The sequence below is a fragment of the Vibrio sp. 10N.286.46.A8 genome (assembly GCF_041470165.1).
Lineage (GTDB): Bacteria > Pseudomonadota > Gammaproteobacteria > Enterobacterales > Vibrionaceae > Vibrio > Vibrio tasmaniensis_A.
This window is the reverse complement of the sequence record NZ_JBFRLX010000287.1, coordinates 1-10412: the sequence shown is the minus strand read 5'-3', so window position 1 is coordinate 10412 and position 10412 is coordinate 1. Positions and strand designations below refer to the sequence as shown.

Annotated in this window: 13 protein-coding genes and 2 pseudogenes; 7 read left to right on the top strand and 8 right to left on the bottom strand. The window is 42.4% G+C overall.

Annotated features, from left to right (window positions below):
- Positions 1–580, bottom strand: a pseudogene (locus tag AB4232_RS21565) (GGDEF-domain containing protein); the annotation flags it as partial.
- 288 nt (positions 581–868) lie between these two features.
- Here AB4232_RS21565 and AB4232_RS21560 point away from each other — a divergent pair.
- The 3 genes from AB4232_RS21560 to AB4232_RS21550 all read left to right on the top strand — a co-directional run bounded on the left by AB4232_RS21560 (position 869) and on the right by AB4232_RS21550 (position 3401).
- The gene (locus AB4232_RS21560) at positions 869–1267 is read left to right on the top strand and encodes a PepSY domain-containing protein (protein ID WP_371694658.1); all 399 of its coding nucleotides are present in this window, start codon (positions 869–871) and stop codon (positions 1265–1267) included.
- A 25-nt stretch (positions 1268–1292) separates the two neighbouring features.
- Entirely contained in the window at positions 1293–1952 is a 660-nt protein-coding gene (locus tag AB4232_RS21555; protein WP_004734666.1) for a response regulator transcription factor, read from the top strand.
- A gap of 102 nt (positions 1953–2054) precedes the next feature.
- The gene (locus tag AB4232_RS21550; RefSeq protein ID WP_017080456.1) at positions 2055–3401 is read left to right on the top strand and encodes an ATP-binding protein; all 1347 of its coding nucleotides are present in this window, start codon (positions 2055–2057) and stop codon (positions 3399–3401) included.
- Positions 3402–3542: 141 nt separating this feature from the next.
- Here AB4232_RS21550 and AB4232_RS21545 read toward each other — a convergent pair whose 3' ends face one another.
- The 3 genes from AB4232_RS21545 to AB4232_RS21535 form a co-directional block, all read right to left on the bottom strand.
- On the bottom strand, positions 3543–3923 hold the full coding sequence (locus tag AB4232_RS21545) for a VOC family protein (RefSeq protein ID WP_372087973.1): 381 nt from the start codon (positions 3921–3923) through the stop codon (positions 3543–3545).
- A 173-nt stretch (positions 3924–4096) separates the two neighbouring features.
- On the bottom strand, positions 4097–5416 hold the full coding sequence (locus AB4232_RS21540) for an LssY C-terminal domain-containing protein (protein ID WP_372087972.1): 1320 nt from the start codon (positions 5414–5416) through the stop codon (positions 4097–4099).
- Between the two features lie 14 nt (positions 5417–5430).
- A complete protein-coding gene (locus AB4232_RS21535) occupies positions 5431–6159 on the bottom strand; it encodes a glycosyltransferase (protein ID WP_135382868.1) in 729 nt (242 codons plus the stop codon).
- Positions 6160–6528: 369 nt separating this feature from the next.
- On the opposite strand from AB4232_RS21535, the gene rplY reads away from it, so the two are divergent.
- Positions 6529–6807 carry a 50S ribosomal protein L25 gene (gene rplY, locus AB4232_RS21530; protein WP_108338783.1) on the top strand — a complete coding sequence of 93 codons (279 nt, stop codon included), beginning with the start codon at positions 6529–6531 and terminating at the stop codon, positions 6805–6807.
- Positions 6808–7257: 450 nt separating this feature from the next.
- On the opposite strand, the gene AB4232_RS21525 is transcribed toward rplY, so the two are convergent.
- Both AB4232_RS21525 and AB4232_RS21520 read right to left on the bottom strand, forming a co-directional pair.
- Entirely contained in the window at positions 7258–7584 is a 327-nt protein-coding gene (locus AB4232_RS21525) for a hypothetical protein (protein ID WP_372087971.1), read from the bottom strand.
- A 274-nt stretch (positions 7585–7858) separates the two neighbouring features.
- On the bottom strand, positions 7859–8158 hold the full coding sequence (locus AB4232_RS21520) for a hypothetical protein (RefSeq protein ID WP_372087970.1): 300 nt from the start codon (positions 8156–8158) through the stop codon (positions 7859–7861).
- A 207-nt stretch (positions 8159–8365) separates the two neighbouring features.
- On the opposite strand from AB4232_RS21520, the gene AB4232_RS21515 reads away from it, so the two are divergent.
- The 3 genes and pseudogenes from AB4232_RS21515 to AB4232_RS21505 all read left to right on the top strand — a co-directional run.
- Complete coding sequence (locus tag AB4232_RS21515; protein ID WP_009847096.1) at positions 8366–8587, top strand: TA system antitoxin ParD family protein; 222 nt, start codon at positions 8366–8368, stop codon at positions 8585–8587.
- Complete coding sequence (locus AB4232_RS21510) at positions 8580–8870, top strand: type II toxin-antitoxin system RelE/ParE family toxin (protein ID WP_371703576.1); 291 nt, start codon at positions 8580–8582, stop codon at positions 8868–8870. Before AB4232_RS21515 ends, AB4232_RS21510 begins: the two co-directional genes overlap by 8 nt.
- 103 nt (positions 8871–8973) lie before the next feature.
- Positions 8974–9069, top strand: a pseudogene (locus tag AB4232_RS21505) (integrase); the annotation flags it as partial.
- A gap of 256 nt (positions 9070–9325) precedes the next feature.
- On the opposite strand, the gene AB4232_RS21500 reads toward AB4232_RS21505, so the two are convergent.
- Both AB4232_RS21500 and AB4232_RS21495 read right to left on the bottom strand, forming a co-directional pair.
- A complete protein-coding gene (locus tag AB4232_RS21500) occupies positions 9326–9682 on the bottom strand; it encodes a hypothetical protein (RefSeq protein WP_372087969.1) in 357 nt (118 codons plus the stop codon).
- Between the two features lie 137 nt (positions 9683–9819).
- Positions 9820–10230, bottom strand: a complete 411-nt coding sequence (locus AB4232_RS21495; protein WP_372087974.1) for a GFA family protein — start codon at positions 10228–10230, stop codon at positions 9820–9822.
- Between the last annotated feature and the right edge of the window lie 182 nt (positions 10231–10412).

Sequence of the window (10412 nt, the reverse complement as noted above, 5' to 3'; positions counted from 1 at the left end):
CTATATAGCACGTCATAAATAGTGTTTTAGATCGCTTTATCGGCCAAGCAAAATAAACATAAACTAACGATATTGCGCTCGACAATAGAAATAGGGCTAGAATCACCCCATCTTTCATAACAAGTGATTGCTTTAATTGATGCTCTTTCGAAAATAACGCACTGGCATTTACAGTCTTACCCCTAGGGAATTTCACTAAAACATGACTGTATTCAAAATTTTTGTTCAGCCGCAGCGAGCGATAATACTCAAACAAAAAATTGCCAACAACTTTGCCGTCTTGATCAACAAAAAACAGCTCGCCGGTCCGGGATGAAAGAGATTTCCAAACTAGATGTTCATATGATTGGTTGTCTGAAGGTAGTGCAAGCTTAAGCCAACACGACTGATTAGGTTCAGGAATACAAGTAACAATTGAGCTCCAGCCTTCTTCCTTATATAGGATGGCATCAACCGAAGAATCACTCACTACCATGCCATATTCGAAATCACTGATTTGCTTGAAATCTAATTCGTTAGCATGGCTAGTGAACGTTATCAGCACTGAAAAAAACAACATAACTAGCACTGTAAATGGCACTCTCAAATCCTTATTAAATCAAATATCGCGCGGCAAAAGAGCCCCATAAGTCCATATACTTGCGAGTTTACCATGTTAATTATTTGTAATTTGTAAGGGAATGTAATAACGTCAACGCATTACTATTGAGCAAATGAATCAACATGAATATCAGGTTGGTTAATTGCACGTTGATACAACACTTTACATTGCTAAAATGATAAAGCGTCTCTCGTATTCACATTCATACTCCATTCATTTTTATTGTATTAAACTGTCGTTACTTGCTTCTTTTACTAAGGCCACTGCATGCAAAAACCAAGCGCTATACTCATCTGTATCGCTGTAGCTATAGGCTCGACATCAAGCTTTGCACAAGATGATCACCATAACGGTCATGATCTTGTACAAGATGTTCATAAAGCGGGAACCCGTATCGAATTTGAAGAAGATCAAGACGAAGTCTATGAAGCGGTGCAAGAGGGCTACATTCGCCCTTTCTCAGAAATGTATGCTGCGGTTGAAAACGACCTTCATGGCCGAATCATTAAAGTAGAACTAGAAGAAGACGATGATATTTGGGTGTATGAGCTAAAAATAAATTACCAAAACAATATCATTAAAGTGGAATACAACGCTGAAACGTTAGAAATGCTGATGATTAAAGGTCGCAACTTTAAAGAAGCGATCAAAAACTCCCACGAATAATAAATAACAATAAAAAGAGTGATACATGAAAATTTTAGTCGTTGAAGACGAACCTCGTTTGGGCCAACAAATTCTAGAGACCCTTGAGGGAGCCGACTGGGTTCCAGAGCTTTCTCAAGACGGTATCGACGCACTCTACCGTGCAACATCGGAAGAGTGGGATGCCATCGTTCTCGATTTAGGTCTACCTAAGCTTGACGGCCTAACCGTATTAAAAGGCATTCGAGACGAAAACATTAACACGCCAGTGATTATCCTTAGTGCGCGTGACACGCTTACTCAGCGTGTAGAAGGCTTGAATGCAGGCGCTGATGACTACCTAACTAAGCCATTCGAAATGGTCGAGCTGATAGCCCGCATTCGTGCTCAACTGCGCCGAGCGTCAGGCAGTGCTGCTCCTATACTTCAAATTGGTGATTTAAGCCTAGACACACGCAGCTCTAAAGTGTTGTGGCAAGGTCAAGCGGTTAGCCTCACGGCGCTAGAATATAAAGTTGTCGCGTACTTCATGCATAACCAAAACAAAGTTATCTCGCGCACTGAGTTGGTTGAGCACATCTACAAGCAAGACTTCGACCGCGACTCAAACACGGTTGAAGTGTTCATCGGTCGTATTCGTAAGAAAATCGCACCAAAGATCATCAAAACCGTTCGTGGCCTTGGCTACCAACTGAATGCTGAATAACGCTGTATTTAATTAAGCTAAGAGCAATCTCCAATTAGTGGACAGCCTGTGCTGATCGTTGTTGTTCTCATAGCAAGATGAGCAAAGACAGGCTGGTAACGTATGAATCTAAAAAAACGAACACTTAAAAACGTCAGTCTAAAAAGCCGCTTGCTCCTCGCCGCGGCTTTTTGGCTAGGTGCGATGATATTAGCGGCAGGCGTCGGAATACCTAAGTTGGTTAACGATTACTTGGTCGATGACGTCAAGCAACAGCTCAGCCTAACCATGGACGAGTTAACCGCCAACATAGAAACCAACGACAGTGGTAACCTCATCATGGCAGAGCGTCTGTCTGACCCTAGGTTTAACCAACCCTACAGTGGTATTTATTGGCGAGCCGCTACTCAAGACCAGATTATTCGATCTCGCTCGCTATGGGACAAAGACCTCACAATCAAGCGTTCGCCGATTCATACTTCAATCAAAGGGCCTGAGAAAGAAAAGCTGATTTACATCGAGCAGGATATCTATCTGCCTGAACTGAACGATCCTGTCACGATCACCATAGGTATTGATGAAGATCCATTAGAATCCACACTGACCGAACTTACAGGTCAGGTCTGGTTGATTCTGATGCTACTGTTTGTGGGCGTGCTGATGTTGATTGGTATTCAAGTCAGTTGGTCGCTATTGCCACTCAGTAAGATGCAACGTGAACTGGTGATGTTGAGAAACGGCGAGCAACAAGGGTTAAGCGACAACTACCCGAAAGAGGTTTCTCCATTAGTTTCTGATCTCAATGCCCTACTCTTCCACTATCAAGAGTTATTGGAGCGAGCGCGTAACCACGCTGGAAACCTATCTCACGCGTTGAAAACACCGCTGTCGGTTTTGAAAAATGAGATAGAGCGACTTCCAGACGATGACAAAACATTGTTACAGCAACCCATTCATCAGATTCAGAACCAAATAGATTATCATCTTGGCCGTGCGCGCATGGCTGGTGCAATGAACATTCTATCGGTGAAATCTTCACCTTGTGAGCGTGTTGAAGCTATCTCAATGGCGTTTGATAAAGTGTATGCCGCCAACGAAGTCACCATGATTAACGAGCTAGACTCTGAGATTGAAGTGGCGGTCGAAAAAACCGACCTTGATGAAATGGTCGGCAACCTACTCGAGAACAGTTACAAATGGGCGAGCAGTATTATCCGAGTCCATTCGAATGAACTCGACGATGGCAACATTGAATTGGTGATTGAAGATGATGGCCAAGGCATTCCTGAAGAGAAGCTTGAGCAAGTCACCAAACGTGGTGTTCGACTTGATGAAACCACACCGGGAACAGGATTGGGGCTTAACATCGTGAATGAAATGGCACACAGCTACCGAGGCAGCCTAACGCTCAGTAAGAGCTCAATGGGCGGATTGAAAGCCTCTCTGGTGCTTAAACTAAGCAAAGGTTAATAAGCTAAACGCGCTAAATAAACTAAGTAAACTAAGTAAACTAAGTAAACTAAGTAAACCATGTAAGCACGATAAGCCCTAGCGCAACGCTAGGGCTTAACTTTATTCTGGTTTAACAAAGCTTTTCTCGCTTCAATATGATTAGCTCATCGAGTGAAGCCCAATCATATTGCCTTCCGTGTCACTCACTACACTGATAAAACCATGCTCACCAATGTCCATTTTGGGTACTTGTAGCGCGCCACCATTGGCCGCTGCCAAACTGGCTTCTGTGGCACAATCCTCATAAGAGAAGTAAACCATGGTGCTGTTGCCTCCCGCTTTTACACCGGACATCTTACATAAAGCTCCTGTGGCGCCATAGTTCCCCATATCGCAAGGAAATACCCACATCTCAACTTCGATTCCGGTTTCATTGTCTAACTTATCCAGCGTCACTTTAAACACTGATTCATAAAAAATTTTTGCTCTCGACATGTCATCAACATATATTTCAAACCAACCAATCGGATTCATTTGCATAACGTTATCCTCAGCTGTCGCTGCTTGTTCGCCCTTAATCAGCATAGTCAAAATTGAAAAATTTATAGCCGAGGAATTACATGAGAGGGGGTTATGTTTCTTTAGATATAGTCCAGTAGAAATCATAAAGCCTTGTTTGAAGGGGATTTAAACAAGGCACAAGTTAGTCGCTCTTATATATCGCTCTGTATATCATTTACAGCCACATCTAGAATTTGCACATTATCATTATGAGTCGCGACTCCAATCATTAAAATCCTACCATCTGTATAATAGTCATGATCTTCATTCATCACTTCCACCGTTGCTAATGGGTACTTGTCTAGCTCAATATCTGGTAATGACGTTCGTATCTGATTAGCAAGCCTATCTCGCTCTTCATCAACATTAGGGTCAATGTTATGCAGTATGGTCACAATGCCTGAGTAAGGGGTGACTTTAAGGCCATCATCATAGCTGATTGCACCTAACCACTGAGGCTGGTTAGTTTGAACATCAACACCAGCGCGCCACCAGCGAATATGGCTACGCTTCATCAAGTTACCCGGCAACTGAAACGCCATATCTTGTGGCTTGTCTCGCCAATACAAATCGGACACTGGCGGAGTTTTGTCTCTAAGCAATGCGAGATAGCCAGCCCATTCAATCTCATTTCGAGAAAAAGTTTGATTCTCTATCCAGCCCAATTGTTTCATTAAGTCTCTTGGGGTTGCTCCAACATATAGTACGTTGATCGCTTGTGCCGAGTAGAATGAAGATTTGCCGGGGAACGCTTTATAGGTAACCGAATTCCAGTCGACGTTGTCAATTTGAGCCGTCTTTTGTTGATTCTGAAAATCATCCGCTTTCCAGAAAAAGTGTGCGTAGTTCGCAAACAATACCCACGCCAACAGCAACGCACTGGATTTAAGCACCAAGCGTCGCCACTTCATTCGATAACCAATAATGGTGAAAACCAATACCGTGAACACACCGGCGATCAAACTATTATGCTCAGAGATAAATATCTTAAGGCTATTAAGCCACGGGAAGTTTTCAACGCCGTGCGCCAGTAACATGCCCCAAGCAATGAACTGTCCACCACCAAGGGCCAAGCCGATAAACGCCAACACACTAAAATTACGCCACCGTACACGATGCGAGCCCGCTATAAATGGCACAACCCAAGCGATAGGCCCTAATAAACGAGCAAAAAGAATGATGTATGTGCCTTTGCGAGCAACCAGATAGCGGCAGCGCGCAATTAATCTTTTGGTTTTAGGACGAAACTTAATGAGCCTTCGCTGCGCTTTCGCACCGTATTTATAGCCAATAAAATAACTGAGTTGGTCACCAAGCAAACCGCCTAGCATCACCAAAACCAACGCCATCCATGCACCTGAATACAGTTGAAAGCCCGCTGCGATAAAGAAGGGCTCTCCCGGTACAAATAAGTTTGGGCCAATGAGAGCATCACCCAACGCCCCCAGAAACAGCCCTAGTCCATCAAACATAACAACCTCAGTGCTTACTGTTCTTTATAATGACCGAACTTGTAGTTCATCTCGTTGTTACGCATTTCGCCTTTAAAAAAGCGTCTTACATTGGCTTTAAGGTAAGTAGATCCTGTCTTTACAACACCATCTTGGTCTAAACGACGTGGGTCAAAACCAAAGGTCATATTAAGGAATCTAAATCGCCATGTTTTGCTCGCACGTTTTACATAGTCACAGTCTTCACACAGTACGATCTCTTCATCGAAACCGCCGATTTCATCATGCGCTCGTTTAGTCGAGAAAATACAGGCGCCAATCGCCGTCGGGAAAAAGAACTGGGTAGTAAATAAGCCTGCGTTAAACAGCCCGTAACCAAACTTGTGTACAAGCGGCAGACCTTTCGAGCTCATGTACACACCCGCCACTTCAAGCTTCTTCTCCTCTAATTCATAAAGCGCTTTCGCAAGGAAGTTTCGGGGCAAACTCACGTCAGCATCTAAGAAAAGGATTCGGTTGTACTGCGCTAATGAAGCGCCTGTGTTTCTGCCAAGGCTCACACCGCGATTTTCCATATGATGAACCATTAACTTTGGCAACGCGCTTTCATAAGCTTGTGCCACCCCTCTTGTATTGTCTTCACTGTTCGAGTCGACAACAATCACCTCAAATTCTTGATGGGTTTGCACACTCAACTCTTCCATTAAGCGGCTGATGCGTTTCTCTTCGTTTAGCGTAATTACGACAATGCTTACCGGTTCCATATTTTCACCTATTCATTCTGCTGTTTAATTACCACTAAGATTAACCAACCAAGCCTTAACCAAGTCTTAGGCAAACATTCATTTTCCGTTCATTAACTTGATGATTTAGCAACGCTATAAATAGATAAGATAGGCAATGTAAAAGACGATAAAATGGGGTAAATAAGCGCTAGTGAACGTTTTATCTCCAAACGAATCATTTATCGAAGGAAATTCACTTTGAGATGGGCTTCTGACTTGCTCAGATTTGAATGTGATGTTAGTATCCGCGCTCGCTTAAGCATGAACTCGTTTATGCCTAAGCTTTACCACATACTCAAGGTCGCATTGAGGTGTGAAGTTAATTTTTACTAATTTGAGAGTAAAACTATGAAATTTGAAGCAGTAGTACGTACTGAACTAGGTAAAGGTGCGAGCCGCCGCCTACGTCACGCTGGTAAATTCCCAGCTGTAATCTACGGTGGCGAAGCAGCAGCTGTAGCTATCGAACTTGTTCACGCTGAAGTGATCAACCAAATGGATAAGCCTGAATTCTACGAAACAATCACTCTGTTGATTGACGGCGCAGAAGTTAAGGTTAAGCCGCAAGACGTTCAACGTCACGCGTTCAAGCCTAAAGTTGAGCACATGGACTTCATCCGTATCTAATTCCCTACCAAGGAATAAGATTGGATTAATCCAAGCCTTCTGCATAGAAAAGATAATCGATCTTACCAGTCGAGAAATCTAGAAATTCGAAACCCCGATGCTACCAACATCGGGGTTTCACCGTTTGTGAGCCCTCAAAAACGTCGTAAATCTCGCGCAATACACTGAAATCAATAACTTTCCCCTCCCCTATTTTGTCCCTATATTTTCTGGGTGGATTAAGGGTGGACTTATACAGTAGTTTTTCTAACACAAAGACTAGACCGCTTTTTCGCTAGGCTCCGCACACTCACTTTTCAAAACATAACACTGAGCCTCCCTGGCCCAAAATCATGGATTCGATTCCGAATTAGCGAATAAAGAGGAGTAATATTAGGATGGTTGTAGCAGTTTATCTTGGAAGGTTATCGTGCATTTACAGAGTCAAGCGGCCTGAATACCCGACTTTCCTTAGGCTCTTCTTTCTAGAGCGTTCGTAATGTCTTTTTTGAGTTCCTCTGAAAGGCGTTCGAATTGTTTTGGTACAACCAAACCTTCCTCGCACATTTGCATGAGTTGGATAAATGCTCGGCTTCGAGAATGGCCATCAAAAATAAGCTTCATTTGCTTTTGAGATTCTTTAGAGTACTCGCACATAAAGTGAAACCTTTCCCCTACAGATTCTGATTCATCAGTAATCGCTTTGATGGCTTCATCTAGCTGACGAGTACAAAACAGTTGTGCAGCTTCACTCTTTATCTCGCAAAAGATTATCCAATCAGACTCTTTGATATTCATACAGACCTCCACAAAGTGTTACTTCTTAGGGTAGAACATTAAGGCGTATAAAGGACGTGAGCGACACGATTACCCAATAGTAAACAGAGCGCTGTTAACACGAAATCTATTCTTTCATTTGAGTGCAAAGGTTAGCTTTGAGTGTTCTATAGCTGTAACTAGTAACCGGCTTCCAATACCCTTGTTCTGGTAATTTCGATTTCACTAGATGCTAAGAAATACAGGTATAAGATTTGGCCAGAGGTACATATAAGAATCCGCCTTAAACGATTTATTATGTGCGTTTCTGAAGATTAGCGACATGATGCTTATACTTCTTCTCACGCCAAAACCATATTGCATAACTTAAGGGGATAGCACCAATCGAGCTCCAGAAACCACTCATTAATACATCGGTAGTTTGCATCCAGCCCCAAGCTGTTTCTGACATAAACAACGGCTCAATACTTCGACCTACCATCACGCCTAAGATTGCTGGAAATGATGTACGAGCAGTAAATTTGAGACTTCCTTTTTTCCTCTCTAGCTTCCACTTGGAAAATTCGACATCTGGCTCTTTCACTATCTCCTCCATAAGATATCCTGCCTAAAGCACATAATGCCTAATTGAGTCGCTGACAACACTACCTAAACACTCAAACCTACGACCGAAATCACTGAAACTAATCCAAGTAGAAAATTACAAGCGTAACAGTCTGCTTAAATGCTTGTCATGGCGCAATTTGCAACACCTGTGGCGATTTACTACACTATAAATACAAACTAAATTAGGTGACATATTATGGCTACTGCAAGTGTACGTATTGACCAAGATCTTTTTGATAAGGCTGCGATAATGGCTAAAGCACTAAACCGCACTACACCAAAACAAATTGAGCACTGGGCTAAAATCGGGAAAATGATGGAAGACAACCCCGATCTACCTTATGAGTTCGTAAAGCAAGCAGTCATAGCAAAAGCTGAGAAGGAAGCAGGTAAATTAGAGGCTTACTCTTTTGACTAAGATTACCAACATTCTTCAGACACCTACTTTTAAGAAGGCGGTCAAGAAATTACACAAGAACCAAAAAACGGATCTAGATAATGCTATTCGAGCCCTTATGGAAGATCCGCATCTTGGTGAGCAGAAGAAAGGTGACCTGTTTTTCTTGAGAGTGCATAAATTTAAGGTGGTTAAGCAATTAACATTGCTCGGTTATAGCTATGAAGATGGTACTGTAACTCTCGAACTAATAGCTCTCGGCTCGCACGAAAATTTTTATCGAGATATGAAGAAAATATATTGATTCAACGTGATCGAAAATATCCTTGCCCGTCTGAGCCATACTCGTTTGTTGAACGAAGCCGCTACGCGGCAGAGTAAAACAGCTACCATCCATACTCTTGTAACGCTATAACTCTCCTTATGAACAACACCTTACTAACCTTAAACTGCAAGGTAAACGACCTGCAACTATTGATGCCTATTCTCGTGCGGTTCGTCGAAAGGCATTTGATAATAAGGAGAATGGCATCAACCAAAATAGAGGAGGTGTAACGACGAAAGAAACGAAAAATAGCTAACTGGCTAATAAGATTGCTATCGCAACCTTATCTTGGCCTCGCTCGCCTTGAGAAAAACCTCAAAGCGATGTGCCCTTCAAACTAAATTACACAATTTACTTAATAAAGTGGCTTCGGGCTTATTCAACACTTGGGATTTAGTGTTGGCTACGTAACACCTTAATCCTTATTAGTTAGCTTAAATTTCAACGAATTGTGCATACGGGCAAGCACTCACAAGTTCACTTTTAACACCTTTAATTAAGTGCTCTGGAACCCAAAAGTCCAAAGCTCCATCGGATTCATTAAACAGAGTTACGCACGTCCCTCCAATCGGGTCTTTCACAAACTGAATACGGACAATGCTAGTAGTACATATCGTGCTGCCTTTTAAGCTAAGGAATCGTTCCACAGCCAGCTTGCGGATCGTTATTTGATTACCCTCAACCTCGATGATTGCTTTGAGCTTTGAAGTTTTCAATTCGAACAAACCAAACAAGGCAGGAAACACAAATGTTGCGCATAAAACGACAATGATTATTGAAATAATATCCATAGCTTCACGTCCCTTTAAGCTAACGCCTGCATAACACGTTTGCTACGATACAGACCTAGCTGAATTTTAACGCCTTAATCACTGAAACTAAAGGCAAACTGACAACGCCGAGTGTAGCAAATCGTGTTGATGCATTGTTATGCGTACGGTTTATCCGATAGTTTCAACCATTCAGATTCTGAAGGCATTGTGGCAAATTCTTCGACGTTATCGCAGATAAATGCCTCATCCCAGTTTGCTCGCGAATTAACATAGACATGAGCCTTGATTGTTGTTTCTAAATCTTCGGACATCAATCCTGCTGGCACCCAATATTTATCTTTGGTTGAGCTAAGGTTCGGTACAGGGCTTCCACAACACTGACAAAATTCCGATTTAAAGCCTGAACTTGAAACATAACGACCAATAGAATTTGTACTCGAAAGCCATTTGAAATTATCCGCTTTAACAATTAAAGCTGAATTCGATGACGACCCAGATACTTTGCGACAAAGCGAACAATGACATTGATAAATCGGAGGTAAGGCACCAGATAGCTCAAACGACACCTCGCCACACAAACAAATACCTTTCAAACTCAAACTCCCTTAATCAAAAAAGTACGCATAGACATAATGACCCCCACGAAAGGTGCTAGCCTCCAATATCGTGGGTTAGCTTAAAGCCAGAGCCATAATTAGTGCGTCAAACAACTAAATTTGGAGGCTAGCATGAATAAAGATAGCATAAT

Coding starts and splice junctions, on each gene's coding strand:
- AB4232_RS21560 (WP_371694658.1), top strand. CDS start 869: ATGCAAAAACCAAGCGCTATACTCATCTGTATCGCTGTAGCTATAGGC.
- AB4232_RS21555 (WP_004734666.1), top strand. CDS start 1,293: ATGAAAATTTTAGTCGTTGAAGACGAACCTCGTTTGGGCCAACAAATT.
- AB4232_RS21550 (WP_017080456.1), top strand. CDS start 2,055: ATGAATCTAAAAAAACGAACACTTAAAAACGTCAGTCTAAAAAGCCGC.
- AB4232_RS21545 (WP_372087973.1), bottom strand. CDS start 3,923: ATGCAAATGAATCCGATTGGTTGGTTTGAAATATATGTTGATGACATG.
- AB4232_RS21540 (WP_372087972.1), bottom strand. CDS start 5,416: ATGTTTGATGGACTAGGGCTGTTTCTGGGGGCGTTGGGTGATGCTCTC.
- AB4232_RS21535 (WP_135382868.1), bottom strand. CDS start 6,159: ATGGAACCGGTAAGCATTGTCGTAATTACGCTAAACGAAGAGAAACGC.
- rplY (WP_108338783.1), top strand. CDS start 6,529: ATGAAATTTGAAGCAGTAGTACGTACTGAACTAGGTAAAGGTGCGAGC.
- AB4232_RS21525 (WP_372087971.1), bottom strand. CDS start 7,584: ATGAATATCAAAGAGTCTGATTGGATAATCTTTTGCGAGATAAAGAGT.
- AB4232_RS21520 (WP_372087970.1), bottom strand. CDS start 8,158: ATGGAGGAGATAGTGAAAGAGCCAGATGTCGAATTTTCCAAGTGGAAG.
- AB4232_RS21515 (WP_009847096.1), top strand. CDS start 8,366: ATGGCTACTGCAAGTGTACGTATTGACCAAGATCTTTTTGATAAGGCT.
- AB4232_RS21500 (WP_372087969.1), bottom strand. CDS start 9,682: ATGGATATTATTTCAATAATCATTGTCGTTTTATGCGCAACATTTGTG.